Below are 17,770 nucleotides of genomic sequence, written 5' to 3' on the forward strand. Positions count from 1 at the left end.
GGCGCGACGGCCACCGTTGGGTGTTTTTTTGCAAAATTTAACCCGCAATATTAACCAATGACACAAAGTGGTTACTCGGCTTCGTCCGCGCACGGCGGTGCGCAATGTCATGCCAATGAACGCGGCGGCTGGTATGGTGGAGACCGCTCGCGCGGCGGCAACGGCGGCTGCGGAGAGACGAAGACGGGAGACGCATCGATGCAGTACGCGACGAACACCCTGGAAAACCACTGGATGCCGTTCACCGCAAACCGGGATTTCAAGGCCGATCCCCGGCTGCTGGTGGGCGGCGACGGGGTGCACTACGTGTCGCAGACCGGCGCGCGCATCCTGGACGGAGTGTCGGGACTGTTCTGCTGCGCGGCCGGGCACGGCCGCCGTGACATCGCCGATGCGGTGGCGGCGCAACTCACCGCCCTCGACTACGTTCCGTCGTTCCAGTTCGGCCACCCTGCGGCTTTCGAGTTCGCCAACCGGCTGGTGAAGATCACGCCGGACGGGCTCGACCACGTGTTCTTTGCAAACTCCGGTTCGGAGGCGGTGGACACGGCCCTCAAGATCGCCATGGCCTGGCACCGGGCGCGCGGCGAGGGCCAGCGCCTCCGCTTCGTCTCGCGGGAGCGGGCCTACCATGGCGTCAACATCGGTGGCACGTCGTTGAGCGGCCTGATGAGAAACCGCGAAGCGTTCGCAGCGGTGATGCCGGGGGTGGTGCACATGCGCCATACCTGGCAGCCCGGGACCCGCTTCGTCCGCGGCCAGCCGGAGACCGGGGTGGAGCTTGCCGACGACCTGCAGCGGGCGGTGGACACCCTCGGCGGGCATACCATCGCCGCCTGTTTTGTCGAGCCCATCGCCGGCTCAACCGGGGTGTTGGTGCCGCCCAAGGGTTACCTGGAGCGTCTCCGCGGGATCTGCGACGCCCACGGCATCCTGCTCGTGTTCGACGAGGTGATCTGCGGCTTCGGGCGCACCGGCAAGGCGTTCGGCGCCGACAGCTTCGGCGTCACGCCGGACATGATGACCCTCGCCAAGGCGCTCACCAACGGCGCTCAGCCGATGGGCGCGGTCGTGGTGCGGGACGACATTTACGAGACCGTCACCGAGGCGGCGCCGGAAGGCGCGATCGAACTGTTCCATGGCTATACATACTCGGCACACCCCGCGGCGTGTGCCGCCGGGCTGGCGACGCTCGACATCTATGAGCGGGAACGCCTGTTCGAGCGTGCAGCCGAGTTGTCGGAGCACTTCCTCGACCGCATGTTCGCGCTTCAGGGGCACGATGCGGTCATCGACGTGCGCGGCTATGGGCTCTTGGCGGCCTTTGATCTGGCGCCGGACGGGGCGCCGGGGGCGCGCGGCTACCGGACCCTGAAGCGCCTGTTCGAGGCGGGCCTGCTCATCAAGTGGACCGGCGACACCGGCATCCTGGCCCCGCCGCTGATAGCCGAGCCCGCCCAGATCGCGGACATGGTCGATATCCTGGACGAGGTGCTCCGCCGAGCATGACGACGGCTCGTCTCCCCGATCCCCGCAGGCGCGGGGCGGGCGAGGGGCGGATGGCGCCATGGCGAGAAGGCGGCGGCGGCTGGCCGGCGGCCTGTGGTCGCGGCTGCGGCGCCGAAACGCTCAGCCCTGGACGTAGTAGATGTGCCGACCTATCTGGGTGGTGCGGGTCATCGAGCGCGTCCATGGTGGGTCGGCGTAGTCGGCGTGGTACCAGAGGGCGCCTCGGGTCGGGTCCGGCGCGCCGTAGAGACCACCAGGTGGGCGACCTCCTCTGCGTGACGCCACGCCGCCTCATTCAACGGCACGTCGTTGCGGCCGTCGCAAAACCAGGAGAACTGGCACTGGTGCAGGACCGTCTCCTCGCCCTGACGTACGACGTCACAGATGGAGTCAGGGAACGCGGGGTCTTTGACCCTGTTCAACGTCACCTTGGCTACCGCGATCTTGCCGAGCAGCGGTTCGGACCGCGCCTCCCAGTAGATGTTGAGCGCGAGGCAGTGAATCTCGACTTCGAGATCCGGCAACGTGGCGCCATATCCGACAGCGGGTGTCGCGGACGTCGTCGGCAGCGACACCGGATCCACAAACCGATCGAAGTTGCCGGTGACCGTGGATGGCTCCGTCGGCGGAGCAACTCGCGTTTCGGCATCCTGAAGCAAAGCGAGGCTGACCATGATGGCCGGAGCCTCGGAGGGCTGAAGCACGGCGGCCGAGCCTTCCTCGTCGATGCGGGCGTCCGGAACGGGCGTGGCGACCGCAGCAGCAGAAACTGACCGTGTGGCTGGTACTCGGAAGACGGGCTCGGCATGCGCTGGACGGTACCCTCTACCGTCATAGCTACCCGCCAGCACAAACACCGATGCCCAGAGACCCAGAAAAACAAACCGCACCATAATCTTTACCCCATCATGCTTTTGAACCCAAATGCAGCCTCCCGCCGGATGTATACGGCCAAGATCTTGTTAATCTTGGGTCTTGATCGACCATGACCGCAAAGGTGAATAAAAAAACTCTAAAAGTCAACTATGTTGGGAATCGCGGATTTTTCACTACCGCTGGGTGCGTTTGGGGTCATCACGGCGAGATCGGGCGGCGCCACCTTTGCTCTGGCGCTCTTCACCGACGGCGGCCCGACCTGCGCCGCTGCTGCTTGCCTTCACTTCAAGGGCGGGGGGCGGGGCACGTGGGCACGCCGGCGTCGAAGAAGTCCTTCGGCAGCACGACGGCGTTGGTCACCAGCAAGTTGCGCTCCTCGTCGTAGGCGTTGCGGTAGTCCCACACCAACTCGCCGGCTGCGGTCACTTCGAACGCCCGGCCGGCTTCCGGCTCCACGATCAGGATGTTGCCGTTGTCGAGCCGCTGATGCTTGCCCATCACCCAGGTGTAGAACGGCGCCTCGTCCGATCCTTCGAACACCACCTGCGTCTCCCGCGTCACCGGATCGGTTTCTATGATCCGCGATTGCCCGCCGTGCATGTTGTTGTCGAATACGGAGATGTGGCCATTGGGCAGGAAATCAGGGTCGTGCTGACGATGCCAGGGGCCGTGTTGCCACCATTTCGCCCTTTTCGTGCCGGCGTCGAGGATCACCACCAGGTTCAGGTTCCGCACCGAGACCATGATGTCGCCGGCGTTGAACTGCGGAAACGCCCCCGCAAACTCGGCGCTCAGCACGGCGACGTCGTTGATGTGCATGGGATCTCCGCTGTCCCAGCGGGGATTGAACTCCCTGACTTCCCGGGCGATCTGGAAGATGCCGCGGTGGTCGCCGCCGAGGAACGCGTCGTCGAAGAACCGCTGTGACCACAGAACCTCGCCGGTCTCCACATCGAGCTGCGAAATGCCGTTCTTGTCGTCGGACAGACCCGACACCCAGAGGGTGCCGTCGTCTTCCAGACTGATCGAGTGATGATAAGGGTCGTCCTTCCCCCATAGGACCCTGCCGCAGGAATCCAGCCGCGCCATGATGTCGCCGACGTCGAAGCTCACCGCGATCGAGCCGTCGCGCATCAGTTCGAAGCCGTGGAGGACGGCGTTGCGACTCCGCGGGTTGGTGACGCCGATCGCATCCCGGATGACTTGCGGATCGATCGGCCAGAAAAATCGTTCATTCCCTTGTTCATCGAACAGTATGGCGCCGGCGGGGCTGGGGCGGTCGCGGACATAGCCGGCGATCACGCGCCACCCTTCGGCGAGCTTGTCGGGCTGCAGGATGGGGTTCGCCGGGCGTGCGCCGCGTTCGGGCCGGAGATAGCGGGTAGGCGCGATGCCGAAGTCGTTTTTCCAGTAAACGACAGTGTCGGCAACGTTTTCGATGTGTCGCTTTACCATTCCGAAGGGCGGCGGCTGCAGCAGAGCGAACGCGATGCCGACCGCGAAAGCGAGCACGGCCACCGACGCCAGAAAAGCGAGATACCCTAAGCGCTCGTTCATGAACCCTCCGCAACGAACCGGCGCCCGCGCCAGTATGGGAATGTCTGGAGAAAGCCGACCGCGGTCGACCGGCGAGAGGTCCGCTACAGCGGGATGATCGATGCGCCCGCGAACATCGCCGCGGCGCGTGGAACCCGTATGCACTTAGCAAAGCCTTCCGCCGACGACAACCCCTGGTGGATCTGGCCCTGGTGGATCTGGCCCTGGTGGATCTGGCCCTGGTGGATCTGGCCCTGGTGGATCCGGTGGGTCGGCCGGAGAGGCCGGAGCAACGGACGTGTTCGCCAGCAACCGTGACTGCGGCCGTCCGTGACGTTCTGGATTTCGCATTCAGTCCGAGCCGCTGAACTGCTGTATGCTTGGCGATGATGCCTTACGATCACGCTTCGCCGCCGGCTGTGCGGTTTGGTTTGTCGGCGCGCCTTCTAGGGCTCACGATCGTCTTCGTAATGCTGGCGGAGGTTCTGATCTACGTCCCCTCCATCTCCCGCTTTCGCGAAGTGTATTTGGCGGATCAACTGGAGAAGGCAAATATCGCGGTGCTGGCCGCGAGAGCGAACACCGAAGGCGGTCTTGCCGAAGCACTCGCCATGGATCTGTTGTTCCACGCCGGCGCCTACGCCATCGTGCTCAAGTCGCCGGACGGCCGGGTGCAAATGCTGAGCGGCGACATGCCGCCGGCCATCGACGTCACCTTCGACATGCGCGGCCGCACCCTGATGGACATGATCAGCGAAGCCTTTGCGACCCTGGCGCAGCCCCGCAACCGGATCATGCGGGTGGTCGCGGCGGTTCCCGGAGAGGAGGACCGGACCATCGAAGTGGTTCTGGATGAAACGCCGCTGCGCGAGAGAATGTACGGCTACTCCGCGCGCATCCTGTCGCTCTCCATCGTCATCTCGCTGATCGCCGCCGGCCTCGTCTATTTCAGCCTGCAATGGCTGATGGTGCGGCCGATCCGGATCATTACCGACTGCATCATGGGCTTTCGCCGGGATCCGGAGGACGAGGCGCTGACCTTGCCGCCGACCCGGCGCACCGACGAGATCGGCATCGCCCAGCGCGAGTTGGCCGCCATGCAGACGGACCTTCGCGCCGCGCTCCGGCAGAGAACCCACCTTGCCGCTCTTGGCGCGGCGGTCGCCAGAATCAATCATGACCTGCGCAACACGCTGGCGACGGCGGTTCTTGCCTCGGACCGTCTGGCGGCCATCGATGATCCCGAGGTCAAGCAGGTGACGCCCCGCCTGTTCAACGCCATCGATCGCGCCGTCACCCTCTGCACCCAGACACTCCGCTTCGTCCACGATCCCAGCCAGACGCTGGAGCGCGCTGCCGTCTCCGTCGGCGACCTGTTCGCGGACGTCCAGGCCGCGATCGAGGCGCCCGAGGGGCGTAGCGGGTCGCTCCAGCGGGTGACGGGCAGCGGCCTCGATCTCATCATCGACGTCGATCGCGACCAGATGTTCCGGGTGTTCAGCAATCTTGCCCTGAACGCCGGCCACGCCGGCGCCCGGACGCTCGCCATCGTCGCCGTGCAACAGGACTCGCGCGTCGTCATCGACGTTACCGACGACGGCTCCGGGATTGCGGAAGACGCCCGAGCGCGGCTGTTCCGACCGTTCGAGGGCGCCTCGCGCCAAGGCGGAACCGGCCTCGGTCTTCCCATCGCCCGCGAAATCGTCCACGCCCATGGCGGCGATCTGTCGCTCGCTGCGACCGGGCCGCAGGGGACGACGTTCCGCATCGTTCTGCCGACCCGTGAACGGAGTATGGCCGGGGCGCGGGGCGAGGCTGCGCAGACGAAAAGAGTTGCGCAACGCTCCTGATTGACTGAGTTTTGCTCTCGGGAACGACGTCGCAGAGCAGGAGGATCGAACGTTGGCCAATGTCGACCGCTGGATTGCCGGGATCTTGATCGCAGGCATCGGCCTCTACGGGCTCGTCGTGGCGTCGCGGGCGCACGAGCACACAACGTACTACATCGGCATCGGCATCTTCGTCGCCAGCCTCGTGTTCAATTTCTACCAGATCAACCAGGCCTTCAAGACGCCGCCGACTCACCGACAGACGCAGCACCCGAGCGGTAACCTCTCCGCCTGACTGCCCTTGACGCCCTGACGCCTGACTACCCTTGACGCCTTGGCGCGTCCGCGCTTCGCGACCACGAGATGCGGGTGAGGTACCGGGTTTGCCAGGCTGAGGTGCTGGGCTGGATCCCGCAAACTGCGAAACCCGGGCCGAGTGGGAGCACCCGCCGCCCGGGCCGCCGGGCGCCCGGTGGGAGAAGGGGTGCGGACAAAGGGAGGTGTCGATGCGGTCGTCGAACAATTCCGACAGGTTCTGCATCATGGTGCCTCCCAGTTCGTCGGCGTCGACCAGGGTCACGGCGCGGCGGTAGTAGCGGGTGACGTCGTGGCCGATGCCGATCGCCGTCAGCTCGACCGGTGACACCGTCTCGATCCAGCGGATCACGTCCCGCAGGTGGCGCTCCAGGTAGTTGCCGGGATTGACCGACAGCGTCGAATCGTCGACCGGCGCGCCGTCGGAGATCACCATCAAGATGCGCCGCTGCTCCGGCCGCACGAGCAGCCGGCTGTGCGCCCACAGCAGCGCCTCGCCGTCGATGTTCTCCTTGAGCAGCCCCTCGCGCAGCATCAGCCCGAGCGAGCGCCGCGCGCGCCGCCACGGCGCGTCGGCGGCCTTGTAGACGATGTGGCGCAGGTCGTTGAGGCGGCCCGGCCGCTGCGGCTTGCCGGCCTTCACCCAGCGCTCGCGCGCCTGCCCGCCCTTCCAGGCGCGGGTGGTGAAGCCCAGGATCTCCACCTTCACGCCGCAGCGTTCCAGCGTGCGGGCCAGGATGTCGGCGCTCATCGCCGCCACGGTGATCGGCCGCCCGCGCATCGAGCCGGAATTGTCGATCAGCAGCGTCACGATGGTGTCGCGGAACTCGGTGTCCTTCTCCGCGCTTGAAGGCCAGCGGGCAGCGGGTCGACGACGACGCGCGCCAGGCGCGCGGCGTCGAGCACGCCTTCCTCCAGGTCGAACTCCCAGCGCGGGTCTGCTGCGCCAGCAAGCGGCGCTGCAGGCGGTTGGCGAGGCGCGCCACCACGCCCTTCCAGGCTGGCGAGCTGCTGGTCGAGATTGAAGCGCAGCCGCGACAGCTCGTCGGCTGGCACACAGCGCGCCGGCGATCGATCTCTTCGTCGAACTCGGTCGTGAAGGCCTGGTAGGCGCCGTTCCGGCGTTCGATCGTCCACCCGGCGCTCAGGCCGCGCGGTCGGACCGGCCGGCGCCAAGCCGCCCTCTCCGGCGATTGCGCCTTCATCCGGCAGACCGTCGGCGCCGCTGTCGGCGTCGCTCATGTCGCCGCTGAGGGGCGCCGCGGTCGTTCCCGCCTGAGCCGCGCCTTCGTCGCGTTGATGTTCGGGCGAGTCTTCCGGCCGGCGTTCGTCGTCACCCGGCTCCGAGTCGGCATCCTCGTCGTCGTCCTGGAGCGACGGATCGTCGTCGTCGATAAGCTCCAGGGCGCGGATCATCTCGGCCGCCAAGCGGCGAAGGCGCGTTGGTCTTCCAGCGACGCGGCAAGTCGGCTCAACTGGGTGGCGCACCGCTCGGCCAGGATCGGCCGCCAGGCATCCGTCAGCGCCCTTGCCGCGTCCGGAGCGGAACGTCCCGTGAGCCGCTCTCGCGCGAGCAGGCTGAGTGCGTCGGCGAGGACGCCGCGTCGGCGTTCGGCGACCGTCCGCGACCGCCGCGACCGGCAGGTCTGGTCGAGGCGCGCCCAGGTTGTCCGGCGACGCCGTGCATCTGGCGGCTGCCGAGCGCCTCGACGCGCGCCCGCTCCATCGCGTCGAACACCTGCGCGCCCGCCGGCCCAGCGGCAAGCGCCGCTCATGCAGGGCGCATCGTGGTGGCGAAGCCGCAGCGCCGGCGGCGCGCGCTGCCCCGAAAGCCGGCCTCGTCGGCGGTCGCGCGCATCGTGGCGGGCAGCTTCACCCGCTCGCCGCGCAATTCCGGCGGGCCGGGGCCGAAGCTGACTTCGGTGCCGGGACGGTGCGCGACGCCGCGCACCGCCGCGGCGGTCACACGCTTGACGAGGCCTGTGGAGTCTTCCTCGCGGCCCCGGCTCATTCAGCGCGCCACAGCGTGAATCGCCGACTCCGGCAGGTCGCGGCCGAAGCAGCGCTGGTAGTACTCGGCCACCGTCGCCCGCTCCACCTCGTCGCACTTGTTGAGGAAGGTCAGCCGGAAGGCGAAGCCGAGGTCGCCGAAGATGCGGGTGTTCTCGGCCCAGGTGATCACCGTGCGCGGCGACATCACGGTCGAGATGTCGCCGTTGATGAAGCCGGCGCGGGTCAGGTCGGCCAAAGCCACCATGGAGGCGATGGTGTCGCGGCCGTCCTTGGTGTCGTAGCCGGGAACCTTGGCCAGCACGATCTTCCGCTCCGCCTCGTGCGGCAGGTAGTTCAGCGTCGCGACGATGTTCCAGCGGTCCATCTGGCCCTGGTTGATCTGCTGCGTGCCGTGGTACAGGCCGGTGGTGTCGCCGAGGCCGATGGTGTTGGCGGTGGCGAACAGGCGGAAATAGGGGTGCGGGCGGATCACCCGGTTCTGGTCGAGCAGGGTCAGCTTGCCCTCGACCTCCAGCACGCGCTGGATCACGAACATCACGTCCGGGCGGCCGGCGTCGTACTCGTCGAACACCAGCGCCGTCGGGTGCTGCAGCGCCCAGGGCAGGATGCCCTCGCGGAACTCGGTCACCTGCTTGCCGTCGCGCATGACGATGGCGTCCTTGCCGACCAGGTCGATGCGGCTGATGTGGCTGTCCAGGTTGATGCGCACGCACGGCCAGTTGAGGCGCGCCGCCACCTGCTCGATGTGGGTCGACTTGCCGGTGCCGTGGTAGCCCTGGATCAGGACGCGGCGGTTGTAGGCGAAGCCGGCGAGGATCGCGAGCGTCGTGTCGTGATCGAAGCGGTAGGCGTCGTCGAGGTCTGGGACATGGTCCTCGGCGACGCCGAGCGCCGGCACCTCCATGTCGCAGTCGATGGCGGACGTCTGGCCGACGGACACCCGTATGGCCCCCCCGGGCCCCCCGCCCCCCCCCCGCGCCGCGCGCCGGCGCCCGGGGGTGCCCCGGACCAGTGTCCGTTTCAGCCCGTGTTCTGGTTGGTGGCCCCGCAAATTGGTCGTGGTCACCCCCGCGCCCGGGGTCGTCAGGCTCACCATGATGGTGCGATACGCTTCGCTGATCTCCTTGAACCGCTCTTCTGCCGCCTTGTCGCCGCCGTTGGCGTCCGGATGGTGCTGCTTCACCAGTTGCTTGTAGCGCTTCTTGACGATGGCGACGGTGACCGGCGCGGTCAAGTCGAGAACCACCAGGGCCTTTTCTTCCGGCGAAATCGACGGCCGGCGCACTTCCCGAGGATCCGATTGGAAAAACCCGAAGGCGTCCCTGAAGGTTCCGCTCGGGTGGACGAAGCTGCGCGGATCGTGCCCGAGACGCCAGGACGGTCGCTGCCACACGGTGTCCCGGCGCAGATCCGCCTCGACCTCGTCCTCGGTCATGCCTTGATAGTAGTTCCACGCCGAATTGTATTCGCGGATATGATCGAGACAGAACCAGACGTACGAGGTGAGCGCGGCGCGGGACTGCGGCGCCCGGTATTCCCCGCGTTGGGGGCAGCCCGGCCAGTGGCAGTGACCGGGCTCCCTGGTCTGCGCCTGAAACGTGCTGCGTCTGCGGCCGGTCGTCAATCTCATGGGCATACTATGGTCATTCGCTCGCTGACAGGCAACCCGATCCGCGGGCGTTGCGCACGCCTGGCCGGGCCGGAGTCTTGCGATCGCGGCTTGACGCCGCCGGACGATGACATCACCACTTCTTCGTCACGCAAACTGGTACGAGATGGCACGTCATGACCATAGCTTCGATCCTCCGAGCCAAGCTGCAGGCGGCGTTCGAGCCGTCCCTGCTGACCATCGTCGACGAGTCCCACAAGCACGTCGGCCATGCCGGCGCCCGCCCGGAAGGCGAAACCCATTTCAGGGTGGAAATCGTATCGCAGCAGTTCGGCGGCAAGTCCCGGGTCGACCGCCACCGCATGGTCACGGCGGTAATCGCCGAGGAACTGGCGGGCCCCGTTCACGCCTTCAGCCTGAAGGCGCTGACGCCGGCCGAAATCGACGCCCGGTAGTGCGCGCCACCAAAAAAGCCGCCCCGGGGAGGGGCGGCCTAGTTTGGATAGGGAGGAGGTCAATGCGAACCAAGCTCTGAATTGTTGGTTCGCGAGGACGCTCGCGGGACACGCGTGGTATACCCCGATTGGGTTATGTAAACAAGCTTTTTCTGAAATTTTTTCTGTTCCCTGTTCATTCCGGATCCGACAGCCCGGCGGGGCCGTCCTGACGAGAGGTTTCGCGAACGCTGGTTCTGTAGCCCGCGGCGTGTCCATCCTGATCCGTAATGGCTTGCCAAGAGATCGCCGCGTGCCGAACGGTCTTGTCCTTGCAAACGATGCGGAACGGCAGGTCGTTGCCCTGCGGAGCTTTAAGTTCCTGCACGAAGCGTTCGCGATCGGCGCGATAAACCAGAGGCAGAGGATAGTGCCGCATGCCCATGCACTCGGCCACCGAGTAGCCGGTGATCCGCTCCACCGCGGGATTGATCCATAGCGGCGTCATGTGCGGCCCTATCCAGCTTTCCCAGTCGTAGGTATGCTCGGCTATCGACCGGAATCGGGCCTCGCTGGCGCGCAGCGCGCGCTCAGCCTCGATGCGTTCGGTGATGTCGAGACAGGAGCCGATGTAGCCGGCGAGAGCGCCGGTCTCGCTGTAACGCGGAACGCCGGTTTCCAGGATCCAGCGCCAGGCGCCATCTCGCCGTCTGAGGCGATACTCCATCCGATAGGAACGGCGGTTGTCGAAGGCTCCTGAATAGACGGCGAAGCAACTGCTGCGATCATCGGGGTGAAGGCACTCCCCCCAGCCGCCGCCCAGGACCTGCTCGAGAGAGCGGGCCGTGAACTCCAGCCACGCATTGTTCACGTAGGTGCAGCGCTTGTCCGCGTCCGCCACCCAGATCATCACCGGGGCCGCATCCGCCACCAGACGGAACCGCTGCTCGGCCTCCTGCAACTGGTGTTCCTTGCGGACGCGGTCGGTAACGTCGTCCTGGACTGCGACCCAGTGGCTGACGTCGCCGTCGGATGAGCGCAGCGGCGCCATCCGGACCTCGTTCCAGAACAACGCTCCGTCCTTCCGGTAGTTGCGCAGCACCGCCGTCACCGGGCGGTGTTGCGCCAGGGCATCGCGAATGAGCTGCAAGCCCTCCTGGTCGCGATCATGCGCGAACAGAAAACGCAGGTTGCGGCCGCGGACCTCATCGCGAGCATAGCCGGTCAACATCTCGAACGCCGGGTTGACATCGACGACGGCGTGGTCGGCATCCCGGCCGGCGGTCACAACGATCGAGGCGGTCGACGCTTCGAACGCGCGACAAACCAGTCTGTCAGAAGGCTGATCGTTCATATTGCCTCACCCTCGTCACCCTCGTCACCCTCGTCACCCGCAGCGCGGACCACGGTCGCTAATCGGCCGCGGCGGCACCAAGCTGCGGGGCAAAATCGCTCCTGGATGAGGTCCGCGCCACCGGCACGACCCGTCTCGATGTTGAGCGCGGCTGAGAAAGCCGGGCTCCCGCCCGGCCGTCAACGTGGACGCCATCCGCCGCGCCCTTCCACCGCTTCGGGCTCCAGTCACCCTCGAAGATGCGCCGCGCCGCTGCCTCGGCCTCAGTCTTGCTGACTGCAGCACCGACGTTGAGGATCACGAGCGGCGCCTCGTGCAACCTCCCGCGGACATCCGCCAGCGTCTTGTAGAAGGTCACCCGCCACGGCGCCTTGCTGGATGCGCCGCCACGCAGATCGCTCAAAGAAACGACCCCGGTCAGACGCCCGGCTCGATCGAGTACCGGCAACCGCCGGACGCCATGCTCCATCATGATCCTTTCCGCCGCCTCGGCTGGCTGATCTTCAAAGCAGCACAGAGCTTCGCTCGACATCACGGTCCAGACCTTGTTTCGGGTGGATGCCTTGCCCTCGGCAAGGCCCCGCACCACGATGTCACGATCGGTGACGACGCCCAAGAGCCGGTCGTCGCTGCTGACCAACAAGCAGCCGACGTTCGCGTCACGCATCATTCTGGCTGCGGCGGCAATCGTCGTGCTTGGGTCGATGGTGTCGACCGGGCTGTTCATGACCTCCCTGATCCTCATGTCTTCTCTCCTTCGTCTTTCTCTAAACGGTGCCGATCCGGGCACCTTCCGTGTCCATCACTTCGGCCGCGCCCGAAGCCGGCTATGCAGCCAGCCGCCACCGGCTCTCGTCTTCGGCGCCCGAAACGCCCGAACCGTTCCGATCTCTGGCCGTCGGCAGCGTGTTGCCGCTGCGCCTCATCAGGCCGTCGACCGTCCGCTCGATGTCGTTGCGCCGAAGCCCGATGTCGGCCAGCAACCGGCCGTCCAGCGCCTGGAGTTGAGCGACGGCGACCCGCCGCCGTCGCCGGCACAGATAGCGCTCGACGACGCCGATCCACAGGAGTCGCGCCGTTGTCCTGAGCGCGCGCCGGAGCGCTTCGGCAACCGGCAGGGGCTCGGCCATGGTCTCCGGCAGCGGCCGGTGCGCGGGGTCATCCCGATGGAGCGCCGGCAATCCGCGCAATCGTTTGAACAGGTCTCTCGCGTATGCCATGGCGGGAACTGTCGCCGGGTGATGTCCGGCTGTCGTGTTTGCGACAGCAGCAGCTTCGCTGCGGCGAGGACAATTCATGCGGCGCCGACCGAGATCAGGTTCATATCCAGGCTTGCGGCCTTTCATCCGTGCTAAGGTGTCCTCGGCATAACGCAGTGCGCGATGGTCTTCGGTGGCCGGCGTTCCGTGTGCGCCATGATGGGCACGGACTACCCCGTATCCCGTCAAGCGATGGAACAGGTCATTGGCGTACATGGTTGGGTCGCCGACTTTCCTTGCGTCCATGATGGGGTGTCCCTCATGCGCCCGCTTGCGCGTCTTGAAGGTGTTGTCATCTGTCCTGTGGATATACATCCCTGTCACTCCTTGGTTGTCTGCGCTCGCAGGTCGCCCCGCACGTCGGGCGGTGGACGCAGCAAGCGCGCACGTTGCAGCATGGCGATCGGTCGCCGATCCGGTGCGCCGCGTTCACGCGGCGGGGGGCGGGCCGGAGCCGTTATCGGGCGGGCGCGATCGCGATTTCGGCTTAAGCCGGGCCACGACCGTCATCGGGACGAGGTTCGCCGTTCGCTGTGGACGACGTGCGGAAACGGGAGCACCGCAAACGGGACAGCGAGTTCCCGACGAAGGCGCCCCTCCGTTGCAGTGAGGGCACTGGATTGAAGACAGCATGATGTTGGCATCCTCTTGGGCGGCTTCGTGAGCGAGCACGGAAGCCGTCTACCGACGGACCGCGGTCCGCCGGACGACTGGAAACGATCAACGGTGATTTCGGTGGGATTGGCCCCCGAGCCGGGCCGGGGCGGAGCTACGCCCGGCCAGCGACGCTCGGGGCGAGACCGCCCGTTTTCAGGGAGCCTGAATGCAAGAGAAAGCGGGTGGGGCAAAGACGCATAATCATGTTAATCTAAATATAGAAGATGCCGGTAAGAATGCAACCATATTTGCGATCGCCGGGAACGTCAGAAACGTGCCGCCGCCCGCCGCCCGCCTCCCGCCGCCAAATTGAGGATGCCGGCGAGAGACGCGGCGACAACGAGGGCCAAGTCTTCAAGCATCCTCAACCGGCGATCGCGGATGTCTCGGCCAACATGGCCGAGAAGTAGACCGAAGGTCGTTGAGGCCGCTCAGATCGTGATCGTGCTGAGCTTGACCGGGGTGCGCTTGCCTTCGATGACGACGATGCCGCTTTCCGAGACGTGGTATTTCTTGCGGTCCTCGTCGAGGTTGTAGCCGATCACCGAGTCCTCCGGGATCTGTACGTTCTTCTCCAGAATGCAGCGCCGCAGCTTGGAACGGCGGCCGATGTCGCAGTTGTCGAAGATCACGCATTCGTCGATTTCGACGCCGGCGTGGGCGTAGACATGGCGCCCGATAACGGAATTGCGGATCGACGCGCCGGAAATGATGCAGCCGCCGGCCACGACCGAGTCGATGGCCTGGCCGCGGCGGCCGTCCTCGTCGAACGCGAACTTGGTCGGCGGGTCTGAGTAGCCCGCCGTCCGCAGCGGCCATTGGGCATTGAACAAATTGAGCTGCGGGTCGATCGCTCGCAGATCCATGTTCGCCTCGTAGTACGCGTCTAGGGTGCCGACGTCGCGCCAGTACGGCATCTTGCCGTGCGGTTCGCCGGGAATGCGGTTGGTCATGAAGTCGTAGGCGAACAGCTCTGCCGAGCTCACCATCTTCGGCAGGATGTCCTTGCCGAAGTCGTGGGAGCTGTTTTCGTCCTTCTGATCTTCTTCGACCATCTTGAGCAGCATGTCGGTCGAGAAGATGTAATTCCCCATCGATGCATAGACGCGGTTGGGGTCGCCGGGCATGGTCGGCGCGTCCGCCTTCTTCTCGTGAAAGCCAATGATGCGGCCGGAGTGTGTCGTCTCCAGCACGCCGAATTCCTTCGAGTACTTTTTGTCCGTCGGGATCGCCGCAACGGTCGCGTGGGCGCGCTTGTGCTCGTGGAACTCGATCATCTCATGGATGTTCATGCGATAGATGTGATCGGCGCCGAACACGGCAACGATGTCGGGGCGGGACTGCTCGATCAGGTTGATGTTCTGATGAATGGCGTCGGCGGTGCCCCGGTACCAGTCCTTGCCGGCGCTGCGCATCTGAGCCGGTACCGGCACCACGAAGGCGCTCTTCAGGATGCCGCCGGTCTGCCAGCCATCGTTCAGGTGCTGCAGGAGCGACTGACTGCGAAACTGGATGACTACATAGATGGAGTGGATGCCCGAGTTGATCAGGCTCGACAGCACGAAGTCGACGATGCGGTACTTGCCGCCGAACGGAACCGCCGGCTTGGCGCGCTCCTTGGTCAGCGGAGCGAGGCGGGTTCCCTCCCCCCCGGCGAGCACTATGGCGAGCACTTTGAGCCTCATGGCGACCTTCTCCTCCTCATGTTTCATGCGGCGATCATTGGTCATCGGTTCTGTGTCGCATCCCGAGGCAGGTGAGCGCGGCGGGCAACCGCGCCACCCGCAAGTTCAGCAATCGAATCGCCATAAGGACGCCGTTCACGGCCGATGTTGCAACGCACCATTGATAGCACCCTTGGAACCGGATCTCCAAGACTGGAACGCCGCATGCGGCTCGGTATAGTAGGAACTCTGAAGGCCCCATCGAGTGCAGGCCCATCAGAGCAGGTCTTAGTGAAGGGAAGTCCCGTCCATGAACATCGGATCGTTGCTGCCGCGCCATGCGCGCTTCCGCGGGGACCACGTGGCGCTGGTGGTCGGCGACCGGCGGTTGACCTACCGAGAGCTGAACGCCTACGTCAACCGTTACGCCCATGCGCTGCTGGCCTGCGGTCTTCGCAAGGGCGACAAGTTCACCACGGTGCTGCCCAACTGCCTGGAGATGATGGCCTCTTACTGGGCCGCGGCCAAGACCGGCATCGTCATCGTCCCGGCCAGCCCGTTGTTGCAAGGCGAGGGACTGGCGACGCTGCTCGCGGACTCCGACACCGCCATGGTCGTCGGCCACGCATCGTTCGCGGAGACGTTCGGGCGCATCCGGGAACGCCTGCCGGCGATCGCCGCCGACCGCTACGTCCTGGTGGGTGGTGGCGAAGCGCCGGTACCCGGTTTTCGGTCTTTCGAGGCGATGATCGCGGATCAGGCGGAAAGCGAGCCGCCGGACGCCGGCCTCACCGACCAGGACATGTTCAATATCATGTATTCGAGCGGCACCACCGGGCTGCCGAAGGGGATCATCCACACCCACTACGTTCGGGCCATGTACTGCATGATCTTCGCGGAGACGTTCCGCATCATCCCGGAGAGCATCGTGCTCCATTCGGGCTCCATCGTCTTCAATGGCTCGATGGTCGACCTGATGCCGTGGATGTTCGTCGGCGGTACCTACATCCTCCACGAGGCGTTCGCCGCCGAGCGGGTGATAGAGACGATCGCCGCCGAGAAGGTGACCCACATCGTGATGGTGCCGTCGCAGATCATCGCCGTCCTCAACCACCCGGCGTTCGCGCCTGACAAGCTCGGGTCGCTGGAGATGCTGCAAAACATCGGCGCGCCGCTGCCGCTTCCCTACAAGCAGAAGTTGAACGACCTGCTGCCGAACCGGTTCTACGAACTCTACGGCCTGACCGAAGGCCTGATGACGGTGCTCGACAAGCACGACGCCATGCGCAAAGTCGGCTCCGTCGGCTGTGCGCCGCCGTTCATGGACATCAAGATTTTTCGCGACGACGGCACGGAGGCGGCGCCCGGCGAGGTGGGCGAGATCTGCGGCCAGAGCCCGTGCATGATGCCGGGGTACTACAAGCGGCCGGACCTGACCGACAGGGCGATCATCGACGGCTGGTTGCGTTCCGGCGATCTCGGCTATCTCGACGAGGACGGCTACCTGTTCCTGGTCGACCGCATGAAGGACATGATCATCTCCGGCGGCGTCAACGTCTATCCCAAGGACATCGAGGACGTGGTCATCGGCCACCCGGCAGTGCAGGAAGTGGCGGTGTTCGGCGCGCCCGACGACAAGTGGGGCGAGGTGCCGGTCGCCGCCGTGGTCCTTGCCAAGGGCCGGTCGCCGACCCCGGCGGAATTGGTCGCGTGGACCAACGAGCGGGTCGGCGCCAAGTTCCAGCGCCTGCACGACGTGGTGCTCTACGACGAGTTCCCCCGCAACGTCGCCGGCAAGACCCTCAAGCGCGACATGCGCGACGCCTATAAGCCGGGGAACGGCGGTTAGGAGCCCGCAGCGCCCGCCGGTCCGGCGGACTGTCCCAGGTTAATGCCCCTGGCGTGGCCGCGGCGGTAGGCTCCGCTCCCATGACGAAAGGGATAGGAGCGACGATATGAGGTGGCGAGGGTGTCCAAGGGCGCTTTCAGGCGCGGTTGCGGCGGGACTGGTGGCGACGCTGGCCGTCCCGGCGATGGCGGAAACGATCGAGCCGAAGACGGTGCTGGACAAGGCACGCTCCGCAGTCGAGGACTTCCGGACCGGGCACACCTCGTCAGGGTTCAGCGCGGCGTTGGCGCGGGCGGACGCCGCCATCGTCGTACCGGTTCTCGACGAGACCGGATCTACACCCGGCGAAGATGAGGCCGGACGGCCGGCGGTGGTGGTGGTGCGCGACGGCGTTATCGGGCCGTGGAGCGATCCGGCGTTCTATCGGGTGCAGTCGCGCGACGGGAAGGCGCCGTATCCCGGCCTCGCCATGACGTTTCTGATCATGCGCACCGATGCGATTACGCGCTTGAAGGAGGGGTCGGCCGAGCTTGGCGGCGAGGACGGGCTTCGTGTCGATCCGGTCAACGTAGGCGTCGATCCGGACGCGTTCTCGGATCCGCTGCCGCACATGGTCGCCTTCGTCAAGGTCAACGAGGCGAGCACTCTGCTCCCCGCCTTCGACGGCTGGAAAGTCACGGCCGACCCGGCGCTCAACGAGCAGTTCTATCGCAGGTCCCTTGCTCCGGCGGAGATCCTGTCGCGGGGCGCCGCCGAAACCCGCGAGCCGGAATCGCTGCTCGACGCGCTCCGCACCGCCGAAGAACACGAGGCGCCCGACGCCAGCCCTGGCGACGTCAGGCAGTAAGCACCTCGCGGAGAATCTG

13 protein-coding genes and 1 pseudogene are annotated in these 17,770 nt (G+C 65.9%); 6 read left to right on the forward strand and 8 right to left on the reverse strand.

The features are described 5' to 3' along the window. Positions 1 to 198: 198 nt before the first annotated feature. Positions 199 to 1,509, forward strand: coding sequence for an aspartate aminotransferase family protein (locus tag IPM60_11150; protein MBK8908433.1), 1,311 nt, complete (start codon positions 199 to 201; stop codon positions 1,507 to 1,509). A gap of 120 nt (positions 1,510 to 1,629) precedes the next feature. Here IPM60_11150 and IPM60_11155 read toward each other — a convergent pair whose 3' ends face one another. Both IPM60_11155 and IPM60_11160 read right to left on the reverse strand, forming a co-directional pair. Beyond that, complete coding sequence (locus IPM60_11155) at positions 1,630 to 1,794, reverse strand: cell wall hydrolase (GenBank protein MBK8908434.1); 165 nt, start codon at positions 1,792 to 1,794, stop codon at positions 1,630 to 1,632. Positions 1,795 to 2,670: 876 nt separating this feature from the next. Continuing rightward, positions 2,671 to 3,942 carry a hypothetical protein gene (locus tag IPM60_11160; protein ID MBK8908435.1) on the reverse strand — a complete coding sequence of 424 codons (1,272 nt, stop codon included), beginning with the start codon at positions 3,940 to 3,942 and terminating at the stop codon, positions 2,671 to 2,673. Positions 3,943 to 4,118: 176 nt separating this feature from the next. Between IPM60_11160 and IPM60_11165 the strand changes: the two genes are divergently transcribed. Then, positions 4,119 to 4,289 (forward strand): hypothetical protein, encoded by a 171-nt coding sequence (locus IPM60_11165; GenBank protein MBK8908436.1) that lies wholly within the window; start codon positions 4,119 to 4,121, stop codon positions 4,287 to 4,289. A gap of 18 nt (positions 4,290 to 4,307) precedes the next feature. Then, complete coding sequence (locus IPM60_11170) at positions 4,308 to 5,771, forward strand: HAMP domain-containing histidine kinase (GenBank protein MBK8908437.1); 1,464 nt, start codon at positions 4,308 to 4,310, stop codon at positions 5,769 to 5,771. Between the two features lie 490 nt (positions 5,772 to 6,261). Here IPM60_11170 and IPM60_11175 read toward each other — a convergent pair. Together IPM60_11175 and cobS are read right to left on the reverse strand one after the other, a co-directional pair. Then, positions 6,262 to 8,076, reverse strand: a pseudogene (locus IPM60_11175) (cobaltochelatase subunit CobT). Continuing rightward, positions 8,077 to 9,708, reverse strand: a complete 1,632-nt coding sequence (gene cobS, locus IPM60_11180) for a cobaltochelatase subunit CobS (protein MBK8908438.1) — start codon at positions 9,706 to 9,708, stop codon at positions 8,077 to 8,079. Positions 9,709 to 9,863: 155 nt separating this feature from the next. Between cobS and IPM60_11185 the strand changes: the two genes are divergently transcribed. Then, on the forward strand, positions 9,864 to 10,142 hold the full coding sequence (locus IPM60_11185; GenBank protein MBK8908439.1) for a BolA family transcriptional regulator: 279 nt from the start codon (positions 9,864 to 9,866) through the stop codon (positions 10,140 to 10,142). Positions 10,143 to 10,317: 175 nt separating this feature from the next. Here IPM60_11185 and IPM60_11190 read toward each other — a convergent pair whose 3' ends face one another. The 4 genes from IPM60_11190 to glgC form a co-directional block, all read right to left on the reverse strand. Then, positions 10,318 to 11,475, reverse strand: a complete 1,158-nt coding sequence (locus IPM60_11190; GenBank protein MBK8908440.1) for a PAS domain S-box protein — start codon at positions 11,473 to 11,475, stop codon at positions 10,318 to 10,320. 58 nt (positions 11,476 to 11,533) lie between these two features. Further along, a complete protein-coding gene (locus tag IPM60_11195; protein ID MBK8908441.1) occupies positions 11,534 to 12,220 on the reverse strand; it encodes a CBS domain-containing protein in 687 nt (228 codons plus the stop codon). Between the two features lie 82 nt (positions 12,221 to 12,302). Continuing rightward, positions 12,303 to 12,695, reverse strand: a complete 393-nt coding sequence (locus tag IPM60_11200; protein MBK8908442.1) for a DUF1127 domain-containing protein — start codon at positions 12,693 to 12,695, stop codon at positions 12,303 to 12,305. A gap of 1,127 nt (positions 12,696 to 13,822) precedes the next feature. Beyond that, the gene (glgC, locus tag IPM60_11205; GenBank protein MBK8908443.1) at positions 13,823 to 15,103 is read right to left on the reverse strand and encodes a glucose-1-phosphate adenylyltransferase; all 1,281 of its coding nucleotides are present in this window, start codon (positions 15,101 to 15,103) and stop codon (positions 13,823 to 13,825) included. Positions 15,104 to 15,365: 262 nt separating this feature from the next. Here glgC and IPM60_11210 point away from each other — a divergent pair, with 262 nt between their 5' ends. Together IPM60_11210 and IPM60_11215 are read left to right on the forward strand one after the other, a co-directional pair. Further along, on the forward strand, positions 15,366 to 16,904 hold the full coding sequence (locus IPM60_11210) for an AMP-binding protein (protein ID MBK8908444.1): 1,539 nt from the start codon (positions 15,366 to 15,368) through the stop codon (positions 16,902 to 16,904). Positions 16,905 to 17,064: 160 nt separating this feature from the next. Further along, positions 17,065 to 17,751: a hypothetical protein gene (locus IPM60_11215; protein MBK8908445.1), complete on the forward strand. Its 687-nt coding sequence runs from the start codon at positions 17,065 to 17,067 to the stop codon at positions 17,749 to 17,751. Positions 17,752 to 17,770 lie beyond the last annotated feature (19 nt).

This window comes from Rhodospirillales bacterium (genome assembly GCA_016710335.1).
In the GTDB taxonomy this organism is placed as follows: Bacteria; Pseudomonadota; Alphaproteobacteria; order Rhodospirillales; family Defluviicoccaceae; genus JADJXQ01.